16 protein-coding genes are annotated in these 19,040 nt (G+C 69.0%); 6 read left to right on the top strand and 10 right to left on the bottom strand.

The genetic code is table 11. The features are described from left to right. The 4 genes from A33M_RS09180 to A33M_RS09165 form a co-directional block, all read right to left on the bottom strand. The coding region (locus tag A33M_RS09180; protein WP_040619894.1) for a maltotransferase domain-containing protein at window positions 1-541 on the bottom strand (541 nt) is incomplete at its 3' end. 246 nt (window positions 542-787) lie between these two features. Then, window positions 788-979: a hypothetical protein gene (locus tag A33M_RS09175; RefSeq protein WP_008386130.1), complete on the bottom strand. Its 192-nt coding sequence runs from the start codon at window positions 977-979 to the stop codon at window positions 788-790. Between the two features lie 362 nt (window positions 980-1,341). After that, window positions 1,342-2,553, bottom strand: coding sequence for an acetate/propionate family kinase (locus tag A33M_RS09170; protein WP_008386127.1), 1,212 nt, complete (start codon window positions 2,551-2,553; stop codon window positions 1,342-1,344). A gap of 50 nt (window positions 2,554-2,603) precedes the next feature. After that, window positions 2,604-4,058: a bifunctional enoyl-CoA hydratase/phosphate acetyltransferase gene (locus A33M_RS09165; protein WP_008386125.1), complete on the bottom strand. Its 1,455-nt coding sequence runs from the start codon at window positions 4,056-4,058 to the stop codon at window positions 2,604-2,606. A 707-nt stretch (window positions 4,059-4,765) separates the two neighbouring features. On the opposite strand from A33M_RS09165, the gene A33M_RS23825 reads away from it, so the two are divergent. The 3 genes from A33M_RS23825 (at window position 4,766) to A33M_RS09150 (ending at window position 7,151) form a co-directional block, all read left to right on the top strand. Beyond that, entirely contained in the window at window positions 4,766-5,242 is a 477-nt protein-coding gene (locus A33M_RS23825) for a hypothetical protein (RefSeq protein WP_157223400.1), read from the top strand. Window positions 5,243-5,290: 48 nt separating this feature from the next. Beyond that, entirely contained in the window at window positions 5,291-5,920 is a 630-nt protein-coding gene (locus A33M_RS09155; protein WP_008386121.1) for a copper chaperone PCu(A)C, read from the top strand. Between the two features lie 262 nt (window positions 5,921-6,182). Continuing rightward, entirely contained in the window at window positions 6,183-7,151 is a 969-nt protein-coding gene (locus A33M_RS09150; RefSeq protein ID WP_008386120.1) for an FkbM family methyltransferase, read from the top strand. A gap of 48 nt (window positions 7,152-7,199) precedes the next feature. Here the strand turns inward: A33M_RS09150 and A33M_RS09145 are convergent, their stop codons facing one another. Further along, the gene (locus A33M_RS09145; RefSeq protein WP_008386117.1) at window positions 7,200-7,580 is read right to left on the bottom strand and encodes a YidB family protein; all 381 of its coding nucleotides are present in this window, start codon (window positions 7,578-7,580) and stop codon (window positions 7,200-7,202) included. A gap of 317 nt (window positions 7,581-7,897) precedes the next feature. On the opposite strand from A33M_RS09145, the gene A33M_RS09140 reads away from it, so the two are divergent. Next, window positions 7,898-8,977 carry an AI-2E family transporter gene (locus A33M_RS09140; RefSeq protein WP_008386114.1) on the top strand — a complete coding sequence of 360 codons (1,080 nt, stop codon included), beginning with the start codon at window positions 7,898-7,900 and terminating at the stop codon, window positions 8,975-8,977. A 27-nt stretch (window positions 8,978-9,004) separates the two neighbouring features. Here the strand turns inward: A33M_RS09140 and A33M_RS09135 are convergent, their stop codons facing one another. From A33M_RS09135 to clpS, 5 genes are all read right to left on the bottom strand, one after another. Continuing rightward, a complete protein-coding gene (locus A33M_RS09135) occupies window positions 9,005-10,201 on the bottom strand; it encodes a lytic transglycosylase domain-containing protein (protein WP_202801836.1) in 1,197 nt (398 codons plus the stop codon). 58 nt (window positions 10,202-10,259) lie between these two features. Next, a complete protein-coding gene (locus A33M_RS09130) occupies window positions 10,260-10,613 on the bottom strand; it encodes an AzlD domain-containing protein (RefSeq protein WP_008386110.1) in 354 nt (117 codons plus the stop codon). Window positions 10,614-10,683: 70 nt separating this feature from the next. Next, complete coding sequence (locus tag A33M_RS09125; RefSeq protein WP_157223399.1) at window positions 10,684-11,430, bottom strand: AzlC family ABC transporter permease; 747 nt, start codon at window positions 11,428-11,430, stop codon at window positions 10,684-10,686. A gap of 630 nt (window positions 11,431-12,060) precedes the next feature. Continuing rightward, entirely contained in the window at window positions 12,061-14,547 is a 2,487-nt protein-coding gene (gene clpA, locus A33M_RS09120; RefSeq protein ID WP_008386103.1) for an ATP-dependent Clp protease ATP-binding subunit ClpA, read from the bottom strand. Window positions 14,548-14,666: 119 nt separating this feature from the next. Continuing rightward, complete coding sequence (clpS, locus tag A33M_RS09115; protein ID WP_008386101.1) at window positions 14,667-15,068, bottom strand: ATP-dependent Clp protease adapter ClpS; 402 nt, start codon at window positions 15,066-15,068, stop codon at window positions 14,667-14,669. A 619-nt stretch (window positions 15,069-15,687) separates the two neighbouring features. Between clpS and A33M_RS09110 the strand changes: the two genes are divergently transcribed. Then, window positions 15,688-17,235: a TadE/TadG family type IV pilus assembly protein gene (locus A33M_RS09110; protein WP_008386096.1), complete on the top strand. Its 1,548-nt coding sequence runs from the start codon at window positions 15,688-15,690 to the stop codon at window positions 17,233-17,235. 343 nt (window positions 17,236-17,578) lie between these two features. Next, window positions 17,579-18,994: a TadE/TadG family type IV pilus assembly protein gene (locus A33M_RS09105; RefSeq protein ID WP_008386093.1), complete on the top strand. Its 1,416-nt coding sequence runs from the start codon at window positions 17,579-17,581 to the stop codon at window positions 18,992-18,994. Window positions 18,995-19,040: the final 46 nt, after the last annotated feature.

Raw genomic sequence — 19,040 nt, 5'->3', positions numbered from 1 at the left:
GCGTGCCCGCCTCGCCGGTCGCCTCGAACATGTTGAGCGCCGCCTGCAGCCGTCCGGCCGCGTCGCCCGCCCGCGCCACCGCCGCGGCGATCAGCTCGCGGCCTTCCTTCAGGTCGAGCGCGATCGCCACCCCGGCTTTCTGCTTCGCCAACGTGTCCCGCCGCCAGGTCGCGAAATTCGAGGTCCAGGCCTCGATGACGAACACGTGGCGGCCGATCTCGGACGGGGTGAAGCCGCCGTGCCAGCGGTCGTTGTCGGTCGGCACCAGCGAGGCGGTGCGCCAGCCGCGCTCGCCCTCGCGCCGCCAGCGCAGCGCAGCCGCGGTCACCTCGTGGCCGTCGCGAAAAATGTCGGCCCACACGTCGATCGGCTCGCCGACCACCCGCTTCACCGCATGGCGGCCGCCGTCGATGGTCGGGAAGACGTCCTCGATCACGAACCGGCGCGCATACTCGTCGGAGTCGAGCGGCGGCGTGTCGGGCGTGAGGCTCAGATGGGGCTCGTACGTCAGGGGCGAGCGAGGCGCGCGAGGGAAATTCATTGCAGGCCTATGAAAATCGCGATGTCGACCAGGGCGGCCGGGCGCCGCTGCGAGACCCGGGGGACGGAAACCGGCGAGCGAAACGCCGCCCGGACGCGACCGCCTCCGGACGTCGGCTCACCGGCCCACAATGTTTCTTTTCGCGGTTGCGAGCAAGACCCGCCGGCATTTTCACACGCACGAGGCGAGCGGGCGGCCGCCACGGCCCGACCGCAGCGGCCCCGGCGCCCTGCGGACCGGCGGCCGTCAGGAGCTCTGCCGGCGGACGTCCAGCCGCACCAGCAGCTCCTTGAGATCCTGAATGCACTGCTCGACCTCGCGGCGCACCTCGGCGCGCTCGTCCGGGCCGAGCGCGAGCTGGCTCAGGTCCCGCCAGTGCAGCCGGATCGACTGCCTCAGTGCCTCGATGTCGTGTTCGAGCTGTTCGCGTGTATCCATGACGCCCCGACCGGCTTGCGCCGCACCATCCGGCCGCGCCGGTGACCGGGCGCGCCCGCCCGGGCCGGCCGACCCACGACGTCAACGGGAGCGACCGGCACCCGGTTCGCCGCGCCCGGCCCGGTGGCGTCGGTACGATGATGGAAGGTTAGCGAGTTTCCGAAAGGACCGAAAGCGACCGATCGGCGCGCCGGAACTCGTCCCGGGGGGACTCGTCTCCGACCGATGCTCGCCGGCGACGGCCGCCCGCACGCAGGGCGAGGGCGACGGCGAAGGCGCGAGACCAAAAAGAAGCGGCGGCCGCTCGCGCAGCCGCCGCAAAGGCGCCGGAATGCCGGAACCGGCAGCGTGTCGCCCGCTGCTCAGGCCTTCTGGAAGCGCGACGTCGACAGGCGCGCCGCCGCGATGGTGTGGCGGGCGATCATCGCCTCCTCGTCGGTCTGCATCACATAGACGCGCACCGCCGAGCCGATCGCCGAGATCACCTCCTCGCCGCGGCGGGCATTGGCGCCGCTGTCGATCACGATGCCGGCCCAGGCGAAGCCGTCGAGCACCCGCTCGCGCACCAGCTGCGAGTTGGCGCCGATGCCACCGGTGAAGACGATCGATTCGACCCCGCCGGTCACTGCCATCAGGGCGCCGAGCTCGCGGCGGATGCGGGTGACGAAGTAGTCGATCGCCTGCCGCGCCGGCAGCTTCTCGGACGCCTCGAGGTCGCGCATGTCGCTGGAGATGCCCGACATGCCCTTGAGGCCCGACTTCTTGTAGAGGAGGTCGGACACCTGCTCGACCGACATGCCCTTCTGCTGGATCAGATAGAACAGCACGGCGGCGTCGATCTGGCCGCAGCGCGTGCCCATCGGCAGGCCGTCGAGCGGCGAGAAGCTCATGGTCGAGGAGACCGCCTGCCCGTCCTTGATCGCGCACATCGAGGCGCCGTTGCCGAGATGCAGGACCACGGCGCGGCTCACCGCCTGCGGATCGCGCTTGCGCAGCCGCTCGGTGATGTACTCGTAGGACAGGCCGTGGAAGCCGTAGCGCCGCACGCCCTGCTCGTAGAATTCGAGCGGGATGCCGAAGGTGTCGTTGACGAACGGCTGGGTGCGGTGGAACGCGGTGTCGAAGCAGGCGACCTGCGGGATGCCCGGAAACGCCTTGCCGGCGGCGGCGATGCCGGCGAGGTTGTGCGGCTGGTGCAGCGGCGCCAGCGGCGAGAACGCCTCGAGGTGGGCGAGCACGCCGGGATCGATCCGCACCGGCTCGGTGTAGACCGGCCCGCCGTGCACCACCCGGTGGCCGATCGCGCCGATATGGACGTTCGGAAAGCTCTCGTTGAGCCAGCCGATGATGATCTCGAGCGCCTCGGCGTGGTTCTTCGGCGCATCGTCGCCGGAGAACGACCGCTTGGTCTTCTGCTTGTCGACCGACCGCTTCACCTCGAACTCCGGCGACACGCCGATGCCCTCGACCTGGCCGGTCGCGACCATCTTCGGCCATTCGCCGCCGTCGGCGTCGAACAATGCGAACTTGATCGACGATGAGCCCGCGTTGAGTGTGATGACGTGGTCACCCATGGAAGTCGTCCTTCAGTTTCTTGTCGTTCCGCGGCGGTTTTCTGTTCCGGTCATTCCGCCGCGATCTTGGCGCCGCTGATGGTCGCGCCGACGCTCGGGGGGGCGGCGGGAACGGTGCCGACCGCACGACCGGTGCGGCGCATGTGCTCGTGCAGCTGGGCGAGCGCGGCGGAGACGAGGCGCGCCCGCTCGTTGTCGGCGCGGCTGGTGAGCATCACCGGCGCCTTGGCGCCGACCACGAGGCCCGCCGTCTCGGCGCGCGCCACGAAGGTCAGCTCCTTGACGACCATGTTGCCGGCCTCGAGGTTCGGCACGATCAGCGCGTCGGCGTGACCGGCGACCAGCGAGTCGATGCCCTTGGTGCGGGCGGCGGCGACGTCCATCGCGTTGTCCATCGCCAGCGGACCGTCGACGATGCCGCCGCGGATCTGGCCGCGCTCGGCCATCTTGGAGAGCGCCGCCGCGTCGAGCGTCGAGGGAATGTTCGGATTGACCGTTTCGACCGCCGACAGGATGCCGACGCGCGGCTTGTCGAGGCCGCAGGCGCGCGCGAGGTCGATCGCGTTCTGACAGATGTCGACCTTGGTCGCGAGATCGGGCGCGATGTTGATCGCGGCGTCCGAGATGAACAAGAGATGGTCGAGCGTCGGCGCGTCCATCACGAACACGTGGCTGATGCGGCGCCCGGAGCGCAGCCCGCCCTCCTTCTTCACCACCTGGCCGAGCAGCTCGTCGGTGTGGATGTTGCCCTTCATCACCGAGGCGGCCTCGCCGCGGCGGGCGAGCTCGACGGCGAGCGCAGCGGCTTCCTTGTGGCTGGTCGCCTCGACCAGCTTGTAGGAGCCGATGTCGAGGCCGCTCGCCTCGGCCGCCTTCATGATCGACGCCTTGCAGCCGATCAGGATCGGCTCGATCAGACCTTCCTTGGCGGCGAGCACGGCGCCCGACAGCGAGTTGTGATCGTCCGGGCAGACCACGGCGGTGGCCATCGGGCCGAGGCTGCGGGCCATCTCGATCAGCGGCGTGAACTGATCACCTTCGTCGAGGATCAGGGTCGGCAGCTCGCGCACCGCGACGGTGATGCGCTCCAGCGGCACGTCGACGGTGGCGAGGCCCTCGGCCACCACGGTGCCGTCGGTCTTCTCGATCTTGGTCTCGAAGGTGGCGGTCGGCGCCTCGTGCTTGGCGGTGCAGCGGACGCTCACCTTCATCTTGTCGCCGACCCGCACGCCGGCGAGGAAGCGCAGATCCTGAGAGCGATAGACCGTGCCGGGACCCGGCAGGATGTTACCGAGAACCGCCGACACCAGCGAGCCCGCCCACATGAAAGGGGCCTGGACCTTGCTGTCGTCGCGGCTGCCGAAATCGGGCATCACGACCGGGTTGGTGTTTCCGGAGACGTGCGCGAACAGGTAGAGATCTTGCAACGAGCAGGTTCGCTCGATGCTCGCCACATCGCCGACCTTCAGCTCGGCATAGGTCGTGTTCTTGATGACGTCGGGCATGAGAGTCCACCTCTGGTAGTGCCGAGCCGCACGGACGGCTGAAAACGAACGAGTGGGTGCGGAGCAAGCTCCGTTCCAGAAACACGGGCTGGAAAGGACATCCGCAGGCTTCGTGGGTCAATCCGACCCGGGCGTTTGGCTGATGTGCAAACGCGCATGGCCGTTCTGGTGTCCGCCGATCCGGTCGTGAGACATGCAGTTTCAGATTGCAGACGGTCACGCACGACGGCGGCTCGACCGCTGCGGCAGCGGCGATCAACGTAACAGCAAGCTGATAAGAAACATCTAAATCGCCTGGTCGCGTCGCGGTGGACAGCGGAGCAGACACGTCATACGGGCCGTGCGGCGCATCGTCGCCTCGCCACCCTGTATACATGTCATCTCAATACCGCCGGGACGCGTGTCAGATGCGATGCGACGACCGACGTCCTCGAGGAGACCGCGTAAGTAACAGTGCGGAGGTCATGCGCCGCCGCGACCTCGCGCATTGCGAAAGTGCCGTGGCGGCTGCACGGCGCCGCGGGGCGCAAAAGGCTGCGCAGCGCAAAATTCTGCGCACCTCGGACAGCGCGAAGCGGACGTGGACGACGCGCGCGCCGCCGCGGGTCTGCACGGCGCGCAGAGCTCTTTTCGGAGTGCGGAGCGCGCGGACCGAAAGGTCACCCGACCCGGGTGTCCCACCCGCTGCGGGCGTGGTAAGAGGGTGCGTGCGCGCGACACGGACGACACCCCCACGTCCGGCCGCCCGCGGCGCCGTCGCGCTCGTGGTCGCCTGGACGCTCGTACTCCACATCCTGCTGCCGGCGGTCGCCGCAGCGGCGGGTGTGTCGTCGGGTGGGCCGCCGGCTCCGGGCTTCGATCCGCGATCCTTCGATCCGCGATCCGTGCTGTGCCTCGGCGCTGCCGCCTCCGACGTCTCGGCCGACGCCGCGGCCGGCGAAGGCGGCGACCGCCGCCCCGCCCCGCGCTCCGACCAGGGTCACCACGCCTCGTGCGTTCTGTGCACGACACCCGGCCTCGCCGCCGCACCGGTGCTGCCGCCGCTCGGCGTGCCGACCGCGTTCGCGCCGCTCGTCCGCGCGGCCTTGCCGCCCCGCCGTCCGCACGGCAGGCGCCGGCGCACGCCGGTGAACCCGCGCGCCCCGCCCGGCCGCGCGCCGCGACGATCCGCAATTCACCCCTGACACGGTCTCCCCGGCGCCCGACGAAAGGCGCGCCATTCGGAGGTTCCCATGATTCGTATCCCTGGCATGCGAGTTCTCGGCATGCGCACCCCGGGCATCCACGCCGGCCATGCCGTTCTGACGCTCGGCCTCGCGATGCTTCCCGCCCTTGCCGCCCTCGGCGCCCTCCCCGCCCCGAGCCGGGCGGCCGAGACGAAGGCCGGCGCGATCGTCGTCACCGATCCGTGGGCCCGCGCGACGCCGGGCGGCGCCAAGGTCGGCGGCGGCTACCTGACGATCACCAACACCGGCACCGAGCCCGACCGCCTGCTCGGCGGCAGCTTTCCGCGAGCCTCGCGGGTGGAGGTGCACGAGATGGCGGTCGAGAACGGCGTGATGCACATGCGCCCGCTGAAGGACGGGCTCGCGATCGACCCCGGACGGAGCGTCACCCTCGCCCCCGGCGGCTATCACCTGATGTTCATGGGCCTGAAGGAGCCGCTGCGCGAGGGCGAGACCTTGACCGGCGAGCTGCGCTTCGAGAAGGCCGGAGCGATGAGCGTGCCGTTCGCGGTGCGCTCGATCGGCGCCGGGGCGCGCGCCGCCACCGGGGCGGGAGGTCACGGCGGCATGTCGGGCGGCATGCACGGTGATACCGGAGGCGGCATGCAAGGAATGCAAGGCAAAGCCGGGCACTGACCGCCGAACGGCACGAGGAGGGTCGTCCGCCCCGCGGGCGACCCTTTCGCATGCCGAGGTGCCATCACGCCTCGTTACCCGTATTGGTTGAAACTTACCGGCGTGCGAGGAATTTACCCCTGCTCAACCGGTTTTGCGGCAACATCCTCACACGACGCTCCCGTGCGGTCCGGCTCGCCGGCAGCGGAGCGAAACGACGAATCGTCGGCGCAGGCCCGGCCGGCCCGGTTCGGAACGCGGACGCCGGCAGCGAAAGATCTTCATGGCTCTCTCCGACCACGACCGGGACGCCCCGCTGGTCTTCGATCGCCGCACCGGTCGGCTGGACGGTGCGACCATCGCCGAACGCTGCGCCGCTCTGGCGATCAAGGCCGGCGCCCGGCTGACCGAGCCGTTCCAGCACCGCGGCTTCTCGCTCGGCTGCCGCATCCTGTCGACCGCGCTCACCGCCCGCGAGGCGGTGGTGCATCTCAACGACGACGCGCTGTTCGCCTTCCCGTTCGGCGACGCCTATTGGAGCGTGCTGCTCGACCGGCGCTACGTCTACGAGGCCGAGCTCGCCCAGTTCCTGTCGAGCGTCGCCGAGGTCGACTACACCTTCGTCGATTGCGGCGCGAATTACGGCCTGTGGTCGGTGCTGGCGTCGAGCCGGCCCTACGGCAAGCACCGGGCGATCGCGATCGAGGCCTCGTCCTCCAACGCGGCCCGGCTGCGTCGCAATGCCGACATCAATGGCGGGCGCTTCACTGTGCGCCATCAGGCGATCTCCTCGATCGCCGGTGGGCGCGCCTGGCTGAGCGGCCGCAAGCACGAGGCGTTCTCGATCGCCGACCAAACCTCCCGCGATCACCGCGAGGAGGTCGAGCTGGTGTCACTCGACAGTTTGATCGACGACGGCACCATCCCCGCCGAGGGGCGGTTCGTGGTGAAGCTCGACGTCGAGGGGGTGGAGATCGAGGCCTTGAAGGGCGGCCGAAGACTGCTCGAGACCGACACCGTGACGATCTGCGAGGAGCACGGCTCCGACCGCACCCACGGCCTCACCCGCTTCGTGCTGGCGGAGGCCGGCTGCCGCGAGTTCGTGCTCGATCCGCGCACCGGCCGCTTCGAGGAGGTGCACGAGGTGGCGATGATGGACCGCATCAAGACCAACCATGCGGTCGGCTACAACGTGTTCGTCACCAAGAGCCCGTTCTGGATCGAGCGCTTGCGCCTCGCCGGCGCCCGCTGAACGACGAAACCGAGGACGAACCCCACGGCGGCTGGCGACGACCCGGGATCACGCCCCGCCGATCTCCAGCGGATCGTCGGCGAGCGCGCCGTTCGGGCTCGCCTCGTCGACCGCCTGCGGCAGGTTGCGCGCCAGCATGTCGAGCAGGTCGTCCTCCGACAGGTCGGCCGCCGCGGCGAGCCGGGCGACCGCGTCGTCGCCGAGCGCCGCTCCCACCTGCTCGGCCGAGACCGGCTGGTTGCGGCCGCCGCCGAGCCACGAATCGACCTCGTGCGACAGGCCGCCCCGGCGCAGCCGCTCGACCAGACCCGAAAGCCCGCCGAGACCGGCATTGGACGACAGCCGCGCGAACAGCGCCGGCAGGGTTTTTTGGTCGAGCTTCCGCGTGCCGGCGACCGCGCCGGCGGTGAGGTCGTCGAGCAAGCCCATGGCCTCTCCTTTCGTTTCTTCCCGCCTACCCGCCTCCGCCGGTGCCAGCATCTTGTGGCGAACCGGTGGGAGCGGCGGGACGCGACCGGACTCCGCCAGAGGGTCGCGGGTCGCACGGCCGACACGTCTCGCGGGGTAAACCGACGCACCCCGATGACGTTCCGCTGCGGCGAAGGTAAGAGATCGGTCCGGCCTCACCGGAGTTGCGCGCGGAAACCGAACCGGTCGTGCGCCTCGCCGGTGACGGCCGACCCGCCGGACCGGCGCTCCGACATCCGGGTGCCGCGACACGAGAGCCGAAAGCCGAGAGACGAGCCATGCGCATCGAGCCGTCGTTCTCCCACAAGCTGGTGCTGGTCGCCGGCGTGGTGCTGGTGCTGCTGCTCGCCTGGGAGCTCGCCGACGTTCTCCTGCTGATCTTCTCGGCGGTGCTCGGCGCCATCCTGTTCCGCTCGCTCGCCGACCTGATCGCCCGCCCGACCAAGCTGTCGCCCGGCCTGTCGCTGATGCTCGCGGTGGTGCTGATCGTCCTCTTCCTCACCGTGACGATGGCGCTGTTCGGCACGGCGATCGCCCAGAACGTCGACACCCTGCTGCAGCAGCTGCCCTCCGCCTGGGCGGTGGTGCGGGAGCGGATCAGCGGCGTCGGCTGGCTGTCGGACGCGATCGACCGCTCGACCTCGGCACTCTTGTCGGGCAGCACGGTGAGCCGGATCGGCGGTGCGCTGGGCACCGCGGTCGGGGTCGTCACCAACATGGTGCTGGTGCTGTTCGGTGCGCTCTACATCGCCGCCCAGCCGGGGCTCTATCGCAACGGCGTGCTGCGGCTGGTGCCGCCGGCCGGGCGGGCGCGCGGCGACGAGACGCTGCAGCGCTGCGGCAAGGCGCTGCAGGCGTGGCTGGTCGGCCAGGTGATCGCGATGGCGCTGGTCGGCGCGGTGACGATGGCCGGGCTCGCCGTGCTCGGCGTGCCGTCGGCGATCGCGCTCGGCCTGTTCGCCGGCATCGCCGAGTTCGTGCCGATCCTCGGGCCGATCGCCTCGGCGGTGCCGGCGCTGATCATCGCCTTCTCCAAGGACACCACGCTGGCGCTCTATGTGCTCGGCCTGTTCGTGGTGATCCAGCAGATCGAGGGCAACGTGATCCAGCCGATCATCCAGAAGCGGATGGTGTCGATCCCGCCCGCCGTGCTGCTGTTCGCGGTGATCGTGTTCGCGATTCTGTTCGGGCCGATGGGCGTGCTGTTCGCGGCGCCCCTGACCGTCGTCGCCTTCGTCGCCGTCAACGAGCTTTACGTGCGCACCATCGAGGAGGACGGCGAGGAGGACGGCGAGCCGGCCGGCGCCCCGCCGACGCAGCCCGCCAAAACGCCGGCCGGCGAGGACGCCCCGGCGTGACGGCGGCGTGACCGCAGGCCCGGGACGTCACGGCTTTTCCAGCACGCCGCGCGAGTTTTTCAAGACCATGCACGAGCCTCCGTTGCGCGACAGGTCGGCACACAAGCGGTTGGCGGCGACGCGCGTGTCGGCGCCGACCCGCATCTGGTAGAATGCGCGGGTGCCGCGGCTGCGCAGGATCGTGCGCAGGATCACCGGGTCCTTGCCATCGAGCAGCGCGCGGTGGCGCCGCTCGATCCGGGCATAGGCCGACAGCACCCGGACCTTCGAGAAGCCGGCCGAGAGCTGCACGCCCCACGGCTTCAGCGTGCCCTCGCGGATGCGCCGCTCGAGCTCGCCGAGGAAGAAGCTCGGCCGCGTGTCGAGCAGCGCCACCAGCGTCGCGCACGACACCGGCTTCTTCGGCTCGACGATGTCCTTCCGGCCGGTGCGGGAGAGGTCCGCCCAGTCGTCGGCGGTGCGGCCGGTGATCACCGCGACATAGTTGCGGGTTTCGCCCGGAAGGCCGCCGATGCCGGAGAGCCAGTCGCGCACCCGGCGCGGCCCGGCATTGTAGGCGGCGGCCGCCAGCCCGAGATTGCCGAACTCTTCGCGCAGCTCGGAGAGAAATTCGGCGGCCTTGGGGAGCGCCGCGACCGGGTCGAACGGGTCGAGCAGGCCGCGCTCCTCCGCCGTGTAGGGCATGAACTGGGCGATCCCCTGCGCGCGAACCCCGCGGCGCGTCATCGGGCCGACCGCATCCGGGCGGAACCGGCTCTCCTGCCACACCAGGCGGGCGAAGAATTCCACCGGAATGCCGTTGGCGCTCGCCGCCGACTCCAGGATCAGGCAGAGGGATTCGCGGGGGTCGCCCTTTTCCGCGGACTTGCCCGCGGACTTGTCCGGGGACTTGTCCGGGGACTTGTCCCCGGGTTTTTCCCCAGGCCCGTCGACAGGCTTGTCCGCCGGCTTTTCCCCAGCCTTGTCGACAGCCTTGTCCGCAGGGTTGTCCCCAGCCTTTTCCCCGTCCTTTCCGCCGTCCCGGCTCTCCTCCTTTGCGGCCGCGGGCTCGGCGGTGGTGCCGGTCTCCGACTTCTCCGCCGGAGCGGCATCCGGAGTTTTTGGCGCGGGCTCGGGCGAAACCGCCGGGGTATTTGCCGGAGCCTCCTCGGCATGCGCCAAAAACCCGCACGCCGGCGGCAGCAGCGCGAGCATCGCTCCGATCACGAGAACGGTCGAACGCATGCGAACAGCCCCCGAAGGCCCCGAACCGCATTCGTCGTCGAAACCCCGGCCGTCGGCCTCACGGGCCGAACAGCAGATCGCCGGCGATCAGCGCGGCGGTGCCGGCGACCACGCCGGCCAGCACCGAGCGACGGATCAGCAGGAACCCGGCCATGCCGATCGCCGCGGCGCCGAGCCGGATCCACACCGGCACGTCGGCCAAGGCGCCCGGCGAGAATAGCATGAGCTTGGCGACCACGCCGGTGAGGATCGCCGTGGCGATCGCCCGCACCCACACCACCACCTCGGAACTCTCGTCGATGCCGCGCGCGAGCGCCATGCCGAGCCAGCGCCACACCTCGCTCGGCAGGAAGCCGACCAGGATCAGCAGAACATAAGGCCACAAATCGCCGACCGCGGTCGCCGCGTTCATCGCCGCCCCCTGCCCGGCCCGGTTCCGGCGCGCCGTGCCCCGTGGGGTCTTGCCCCGTGCGACCGCACCGTCATTCCCGACCCTCCCGGCGTCGCGACCACCAGCGATGGACCAGATAGGCGACGCTGCCGCCGACCACCCCGGTCCACATCAGGTCGAGCCCGACGCCGGCCGACACCAGGATCGGGCTCACCACCAGCCCGATGACGGCGGCCAGCCGGTCGGACAGCATACGGCTCGAGCGGGTGACCGAGACCAGGAACGACATCGGCGTGAGAAACAGCATGCCGGCGACCAGCGAGCGCGGCATCGCCAGCGCGAGATAGTAGCCGGCCGCCGTCGACAGGGTCGAGACGCCGAGCAGCACGGTGCCGATGCCGTTGACGAAGGCGACCCGGTTTTCGCGCGGCTGGCCGGGCGCGAGGCGCAACGCCTCGATCCAGGCACTGACCGCGACGAAGTGGGTGGCGAGCAGAAGTCCCGGCCAGCGGGTGTTTTTCGCGCGCACGATCGGCAGCAGCGCCACCACCATCGGCAACAGGCGGATGCTCGACAACGACACCGCGACCGCCACTTCGAACGGCGCCGCGCCGGCGCCGAGCGCCGAGATCATGATCACCTGGGCGGGGCCGGCCCAGATCAGCAGGGTCGACAGCACCACCCACAGGGCGGGAAAGCCGAGATCGTGGGCGAGCGCGCCGATGCTGATGAAGGTGCCGACCAGCACCACCAGGAAGACCGAGGTCACCCCCGCGCGCAGGCCGGCGAGGTAGCCCTCGACGGTCGGCGACACCCAACTCCCCGATCGCTCTGCCATGTCCCCTCGGATCGACGTCCCCTCGGATCGACGCCCTCTCGGATCGACGCCCTCTCGGATCGGATCCGTCGACCTTCTCGTTTTTACGCCCGTTCGGCGCGGTGTCCGACCGGGACGACACCGTCTCTCTCCCTCGAGGGAGACGATGAGAATCCGACCCGGTCGGCCGAATGGCTCACTATACCACCGGCGACAGAGTTCGACCTCGTCCAGAGGAGCACTCCGCAGGGGTGCGTCTCCAAAGACCAAGGCACGGCGCGGCCCTCGTCCTTCGAGGCGCCGCCGAAGCTTGTGCGCGGGCCGAGCAAAGCGCGGGCCGGAGGCGGCCCTCGGGATGCGGTCGTGGTCGGCCACCGTGGGTCTCACATCCGACCCCTCCAGGACGGCAACGCAACCATCCCGCCGGCCGCCAGGAAGACCGCCAGAAAGGCACCCCCGGAAAACTCCCGAAACGCAGCCCCGGAACTCCACCCCGCGCACCGGCGTCCCGCACCCGGGCCCCCGGCACGACGAGGGGCCGGCCCAGCGGGTCCGGCCCCTCTTTTCCTCGGCCCGAGTTTCCCCGAGCCGCGTCGTCGTACGCTGGTCGCACCGGCAGGCGCCCGTGGGCGCCCGCGAACGCGGCGCAGGTCACGCCTTGACCAGCGGCACCTTCGGCACGGATCCCTTGCCGCCGCCGGCTCCCGGCGAGCTCGCCTCCGGGCCGCCCTCGCCCTTCGGCCCCTGCGGCTTGGTGCGGCGGGCGCTGCCGCCACCTCCGCCACCGCCGCGCCGCCGGCGCGTCTTCGGCGCCGCCGTGGGGACCTTTTCCGGCTTCGGCGTGATCGGCCCCTCGACGAACTCGAAGCCGAGCTTGTCGCCCGAAAGCTCGTCCTTGACCACGATCACCCGGACGTGCCCGCCGTTCTTCAGCTTGCCGAACAACACCTCGTCGGCGAGCGGCTTCTTGATGTACTCCTGGATCACCCGGGCCATCGGCCGGGCCCCCATCTGCTGGTCGTAGCCGCGCACGATCAGCCACTTGGTGGCGTCGTCCGACAGCTCGATGGTGACGTCGCGGTCGGCCAGCTGCGCCTCGAGCTGGAGCACGAACTTCTCCACCACCTGCGCGATGATCTCCTCGCCGAGATGGCCGAAGGTGATGATCGCGTCGAGCCGGTTGCGGAACTCCGGCGCGAACAGCCGGTTGATCGCCTCCACGTCGTCGCCCTCGCGCTTGCTGCGATGGAAGCCGTAGGCCGCCTTGGCGAGATCCGCCGCACCCGCATTGGTGGTCATGATCAGGATCACGTTGCGGAAGTCGACCTGCTTGCCGTTGTGGTCGGTCAGCTTGCCGTGGTCCATGATCTGCAGGAGCACGTTGTAGAGATCGGGGTGCGCCTTCTCCACCTCGTCGAGCAGCAGCACGCAGTGCGGATGCTGGTCGACGCCGTCGGTGAGCAGGCCGCCCTGATCGAACCCGACATAGCCGGGCGGTGCGCCGATCAGGCGCGACACCGTGTGCCGCTCCATGTACTCCGACATGTCGAAGCGGATCAGCTCCACGCCGAGCGTGGCGGACAGCTGCTTGGCCACCTCGGTCTTGCCGACGCCGGTCGGGCCGGAGAAGAGGTAGCAGCCGATCGGCTTCTCGGGCTCGCGCAGTCCGGCGCGGGCGAGCTTGATCGACGCCGACAACGCCTCGATCGGCTTGTCCTGGCCGTAGACCACCCGCTTGAGGTTCTCCTCGAGGCTCGACAGCACCACCGCGTCGTCCTTCGACACGGTTTTCGGCGGAATCCGCGCCATGGTCGCGATGGTGGTCTCGATCTCCTTGAGGCCGATCGTCTTCTTGCGCCGGTGCTCGGGCAGCAGCATCTGCGCCGCGCCCGACTCGTCGATTACGTCGATCGCCTTGTCGGGCAGCTTGCGGTCGTGGATGTAGCGGGCCGACAGCTCGACCGCCGCCTTGATGGCGTCGTTGGTGTATTTGAGCTTGTGATAGTCCTCGAAATAGGGCTTCAGCCCCTTCAGGATCTCGATCGAGTCCGCCACCGTCGGCTCGTTCACGTCGATCTTCTGGAAGCGGCGCACCAGCGCGCGATCCTTCTCGAAGTACTGGCGGTACTCCTTGTAGGTGGTCGAGCCGATGCAGCGCACCGTGCCGGCGGCGAGCGCCGGCTTGAGCAGGTTGGAGGCGTCCATCGCACCGCCCGAGGTCGCACCGGCGCCGATCACCGTGTGGATCTCGTCGATGAACATGATGGCGTTGGGATACGCCTCGATCTCCTTGATGACCTGCTTGAGCCGCTCCTCGAAGTCGCCGCGATAGCGGGTGCCGGCGAGCAGCGTGCCCATGTCGAGGGCGAACACCGTCGCGCCTTTCAGCACGTCCGGCACCTCGCCGTGAACGATGCGGCGGGCGAGACCCTCGGCGATCGCGGTCTTGCCGACGCCGGGGTCGCCGACGAACAGCGGATTGTTCTTCTGGCGACGGCACAGCACCTGGATGGTGCGGCTGATCTCGCCGTCGCGACCGATCAGGGGGTCGATCTTGCCCTCACGCGCCTTCTTGTTGAGATTGACGCAGTAGGCGTCCAAGGCATCACCTTTCTTCTTGGTGTCCTCGTTCGGCTTGCCGCCGTCCGACTCCTCCTCGGACGACGCCCCGCGTGCGGGCCGCGCCTCGGTGAGCCCCGGTCTTTTGGCGATGCCGTGGCTGATGTAGTTGACCGCGTCGTAACGGGTCATCTCCTGCTCCTGCAGGAAATAGGCCGCGTGGCTTTCGCGTTCCGCGAAAATCGCCACCAGCACGTTGGCGCCGGTCACCTCCTCGCGGCCCGACGACTGCACGTGGATCACGGCGCGCTGGATCACCCGCTGGAAGCCCGCGGTCGGCTTGGAATCCTCGCCCCCGTCGGTGACCAGATTGTCCAGCTCGGATTCGATATAGGCGACCAGATTGCGGCGCAGCTTGTCGAGCTCGACATTGCAGGCCCGCATCACCGCCGCCGCATCCTGATCGTCCACCAGCGCCAGCAGCAGATGCTCGAGGGTGGCGTATTCGTGGCGGTGTTCGTTGGCCAGCGCGAGCGCCCGGTGAAGTGACTGTTCGAGGCTTCGCGAAAAGGTCGGCATCGGGGTCCTGTCCTGTAATCTCGAGGTCGCCGTCCCGACGGTTACCGTCTCTCGCGACGACGCCCTCTGCCTTTAGAAATTTCACATGCGGCCGGCGACGCCGACGCTCGGTTCCTGGCTCACTTCTTCTCCATCACGCATTGCAGAGGATGCTGATGTTTCCTCGCGAAGTCCATCACCTGGGTCACCTTGGTCTCCGCCACTTCGTAGGTGAAGATGCCGCACTCGCCGATGCCGTGATGATGGACGTGCAGCATGATGCGCGTCGCCGCCTCGCGATCCTTGTTGAAGAAGCGCTCGAGCACGTGCACCACGAACTCCATCGGCGTGTAGTCGTCGTTAAGCAGCAAGACCCGGTAAAGGTTCGGCCTTTTGGTCGCCGGTTTCGTTTTTGTGATGACCGCGGTGCCGGGGCCGGTGGGCTCCTGGCGGCGCTTCCGGTCGCCGTTGGCGAGCGTCGTTCGGACCTCCGCGAGCGCGAGGTCGGACCAGGGGTGAGGATCGATCGAGCAGGCCGTCATGGTCTCGTTTCGGGTACGGACGGGGTCACTCCCGCCGAGGGATGGGCATCGGGAAGCATGCCGCAGCACGGGTCCGCGACGTAGCGTAAATAATGAGCAACGCCCCGCTTCGCCACCCGTCGAACACACGCGATTGCGCAGCCCTTGGCCACCGGATCGACGTACCGGTGGCACCGTCGTCGTGCACCGTCGTCGTGGTGCGGAATCGCCCGCGGACCGCGCCGCGTGAGCTGGTCCGACGAGACGATCCTGCATGCATCGGGCGTGCCGTCGACGGGCCGGCACCGCATTGCAGCACCCGACTCCGGGCACTCGACTCTGGACACCCGACTCCGGGACACCCGATTCTGGACACCCGACATTGCGGCACTGCCGCACCGAATCCCGAGACACCGAATCCCGAAACATCGACACCCGAGACATCGACACCCGAGACATCGACACCCGAGACATCGACACCCGAGACCGGCGACGACCCGGTGGCGTCGTCGGCACGCCGCGCGCACCGCATGCTTAACAGCACACTGACGGAAATCGGCGAAAGTGCGACCGCTCCTGAACCGAATGTGAACAGCGGCGGGGGCATCATGGTCACGCCCTTCGAACGTGTGGTGTGCCCATGGGACTTCTGAAACGCTTCGGCGGCGACCGGCGCGCGAGCGTGGTGCCGCTGTTCGCGATCTCGATCATCCCGCTCACCGGCCTGGTCGGCGCCGCGGTCGACTACACCCGGGCGAGCGCCGCCCGCACCGCAATGCAGTCCGCCCTCGATTCGACCACGCTGGCGATCGCCAAGAACGCCACCACGGTGATGGACCAGGATCCCTCCGGCGCGGCCCTGTCGGCGCAGGCGGAAACCTACTTCCGCAGCGTGTTCGACCGTCCGGAGGTCGCCGGGCTGACGGTGAACGTCGCCTACAGCAAGACCGACGGCTCGCGCCTGGTGGTGTCCGGCAAGGGCACGATCGAGACCACCTTCCTGCGCGTGCTCGGCAGCCTCGGCGGGGCCGACTTCTCCACCCTCCCGGTCAGCGGCAGTTCCACCGCCGTATGGGGCAACTCGCGGCTGCGTGTCGCGCTGGTGCTCGACAACACCGGCTCGATGGCCTCCGCCGGCAAGATGGACGCCCTCAAGACCGCCTCGAAGAACCTGATCGAGCAGCTGAAGAACGCCGCCCAGAAGGACGGCGACGTCTATGTCTCGGTGGTGCCGTTCGCCAAGGACGTCAATGTCGCGATCGCGCCCGACACCCACACCGCGAGCTGGATCGACTGGAGCGACTGGGAGGCGCCGCCGGCCGGCGTCACGCCTTCGGCGACGGTCGGGCCCGGCTCGAGCTGCCCCTTCAGCACGCGCTACCAGGGGTTCGGCTGCACCACCGGGCCGGCGACCGGCAGCTCCAATGCGAGCTATATTCCCTCGAGCGGCGCCTACAAGGGCTACATCTGCCCGAGCGTCGACAACGGCAAGACCGACCAGACGCGCAACGGCCACTACTACAACGGCTGCTGGACCAGCACGCCGTCCGGCCGCGCCGGCTATTGGAATCACACCTGGGTGGTGAACGACCATTCCACCTGGACCGGTTGTGTCCTCGACCGCGACCAGAACTCCGACACCACCAATGTCGCCCCCGGCGTCGGCCCCAAGTTCCCGGCGCAGCAGTACTCCTACTGCAATACCGCGCTGATGCCGCTGTCCTACGACTGGGCCGCGCTGAAGGCAAAAGTCGACGCGATGCAGCCGGCCGGCAGCACCAACCAGACGATCGGGCTCGCCTGGGGCTGGCAGTCGCTCACCCGGACGGCGCCGCTGAACGCCCCGGACCTCGATCCGACCTACAAGTACAAGCAGGTGATCATCCTGCTCTCGGACGGGCTGAACACCCAGAACCGGTGGTCCGGCAACGGCTCGGCCGTCTCCTCGGCGGTCGACGGACGCACCCGCCTCGCCTGCGAGAGCTTCAAGGGCGCCGACGAGACCAACGAGCTCTACACCATCCAGGTGAATACCGGCGGCGACCCGACCTCGACGCTCTTGCGCGACTGCGCCAGCAACTCGCCCGGCACCTACGACCACTTCTTCGAGCTGAAGACCGCCGACCAGATCGTCACCACCTTCGACGAGATCGGCACCAAGATGTCGAAGCTGCGCATCGCCGAGTGAGGGGACCCGTCCCCGGGACCAGTCCCCGGGGACTCGTCCCCTCGGGACGGGTCTCGCCTCTACGGGTCTCGCCGGGACGAGTCCCCTCGGGACGAGTCCCCCCGGACGAGTCCGGGTCGCTGCGGCGAGCACGACGGGTCGGCCGCATCCGCCCGGGCCACCGGCGAGCCGCCGCATCGCCGTTTCGTTGACCCCGGATTCACCCTGTCGGCCGGCCGCGCCGACGCACCCCACCGGATCGGTGGGGCGACCCGGACTTTCTCGAGTCGAATTAGGTTTTGATTCGAGCTTCGCCGGTAAGCATGGACGGCATCGTGGTTCATTCCGGCAGGGGCCTCACACCATGCACGCCCTCCTCTCGTCGTTGCCGTCGCGGTGGCGCGCGTTCGACCGCTCGACCGAGGGCAACGTCGCGATCATGTTCGCGATCGTCATCATCCCCGTTCTCGGGCTGATCGGCTTCTCGGTCGACTACAGCCGCTACAACGCGCTGCGGACGAAGCTGCAGGCGGCCGCCGACGCGGCGGCGCTCGCCGTCGCAAAAACCGCCGCCCAGGACCCGGGCGGGGTCTCGGCCGCGTCCGACGCCTATGTGCGCAGCACCGGCTCCGACCCGGCGATGACCATAGACGCGGTGACCGGCACCTACACCAAGGCCAGCGACGGCGCGACCGTCTTGGTCGACGCCACCGCCACCTTCCAGACCTCGTTCCTGCCGGTGCTCGGCTTCGCCCAGCAGACCATTCACGTCACCTCGACCACCACCTGGGGCAGCACCAAGCTGCGCGTCGCGCTGGCGCTCGACAACACCGGCTCGATGAAGGACGACGGCAAGATGGGGGCGCTCAAGACCGCGACCACCAACCTGCTGACGCAGCTCAAGAGCGCGGCCGCGCAGAACGGCGACGTCTATGTGTCGATCATTCCGTTCGTGAAGGAGGTCAATGTCGGCCGTTCGAACTACAACGCTTCGTGGATCGATTGGACCGACTGGGACAAAGAGAACACGACCCGCCAGTGGTCGTGCAACGGCTGGAGCTGCTCGTGGACTTACGTGACCGCGAGCCACAGCACCTGGAACGGCTGTGTCACCGACCGCGGCAAGTCGAGCGGTCCGAACCCGAGCGGCACCGGTCAGGGGTACGACCAGAACGTCACCGCTCCCGGCTCCACCAGCCAGTCGAAGTTCCCCGCCGATCAGTATTCCGCCTGCCCGCAGGAGATGATCGGCCTGACCGACGTGCTCGACGGCACCGGCTGGTCGAAGATGACCGGGCTGGTCGACAATATGTATCCGAACGGCTCGACCAACCAGCCGATCGGCCTGGTCTGGGCGTGGCAGAGCCTGGTCGGCGGCGGTCCGCTGGCCACCCGGGACTATCTGCCGGACACCCAATACACGCCGATCATCATCCTGCTGAGCGACGGCCGCAACACCCAGGACCGCTGGTACGGCGACGGCTACAATCATTCGCCCGAGACCGATGCGCGGATGTACGATTCGAGCGGCGCCGGCACCTGCGCCAACATCAAGAACTCGCCGATCACCATCAACGGCGAGAAGCGCGACATCGTGATCTACACCGTGCAGGTGAATACCGGCGGCGATCCGGAATCGGCGCTGCTGAAGAACTGCGCCAGCTCGACCGAGACCGAGCCGAAGGGTCAAAAATTCTTCCACCTGAAGAGCGCCACGGACATCATCTCGACCTTCGACACGATCGGCACCAGCCTGTCGCAGCTGCGCGTCTCCAGATGATACCAGCCATCGTTTTGGCTGACTCGCTCCATCTCCCGCCGCCGTG

It is taken from the genome of Rhodovulum sp. PH10 (assembly GCF_000293785.1).
In the GTDB taxonomy this organism is placed as follows: Bacteria; Pseudomonadota; Alphaproteobacteria; order Rhizobiales; family Xanthobacteraceae; genus Rhodoplanes.
Note: the sequence above shows the minus strand (reverse complement) of the source record. Positions and strands in the feature narration are given on the sequence as shown.

What these genes read in the sequence shown, in the direction of transcription:
- A33M_RS09175 (WP_008386130.1), bottom strand. Translation starts at nt 979, where the DNA reads ATGGATACACGCGAACAGCTCGAACACGACATCGAGGCACTGAGGCAG.
- A33M_RS09170 (WP_008386127.1), bottom strand. Translation starts at nt 2,553, where the DNA reads ATGGGTGACCACGTCATCACACTCAACGCGGGCTCATCGTCGATCAAG.
- A33M_RS09165 (WP_008386125.1), bottom strand. Translation starts at nt 4,058, where the DNA reads ATGCCCGACGTCATCAAGAACACGACCTATGCCGAGCTGAAGGTCGGC.
- A33M_RS09155 (WP_008386121.1), top strand. Translation starts at nt 5,291, where the DNA reads ATGATTCGTATCCCTGGCATGCGAGTTCTCGGCATGCGCACCCCGGGC.
- A33M_RS09150 (WP_008386120.1), top strand. Translation starts at nt 6,183, where the DNA reads ATGGCTCTCTCCGACCACGACCGGGACGCCCCGCTGGTCTTCGATCGC.
- A33M_RS09145 (WP_008386117.1), bottom strand. Translation starts at nt 7,580, where the DNA reads ATGGGCTTGCTCGACGACCTCACCGCCGGCGCGGTCGCCGGCACGCGG.
- A33M_RS09140 (WP_008386114.1), top strand. Translation starts at nt 7,898, where the DNA reads ATGCGCATCGAGCCGTCGTTCTCCCACAAGCTGGTGCTGGTCGCCGGC.
- A33M_RS09135 (WP_202801836.1), bottom strand. Translation starts at nt 10,201, where the DNA reads ATGCGTTCGACCGTTCTCGTGATCGGAGCGATGCTCGCGCTGCTGCCG.
- A33M_RS09130 (WP_008386110.1), bottom strand. Translation starts at nt 10,613, where the DNA reads ATGAACGCGGCGACCGCGGTCGGCGATTTGTGGCCTTATGTTCTGCTG.
- A33M_RS09125 (WP_157223399.1), bottom strand. Translation starts at nt 11,430, where the DNA reads ATGGCAGAGCGATCGGGGAGTTGGGTGTCGCCGACCGTCGAGGGCTAC.
- clpA (WP_008386103.1), bottom strand. Translation starts at nt 14,547, where the DNA reads ATGCCGACCTTTTCGCGAAGCCTCGAACAGTCACTTCACCGGGCGCTC.
- clpS (WP_008386101.1), bottom strand. Translation starts at nt 15,068, where the DNA reads ATGACGGCCTGCTCGATCGATCCTCACCCCTGGTCCGACCTCGCGCTC.
- A33M_RS09110 (WP_008386096.1), top strand. Translation starts at nt 15,688, where the DNA reads ATGGGACTTCTGAAACGCTTCGGCGGCGACCGGCGCGCGAGCGTGGTG.
- A33M_RS09105 (WP_008386093.1), top strand. Translation starts at nt 17,579, where the DNA reads ATGCACGCCCTCCTCTCGTCGTTGCCGTCGCGGTGGCGCGCGTTCGAC.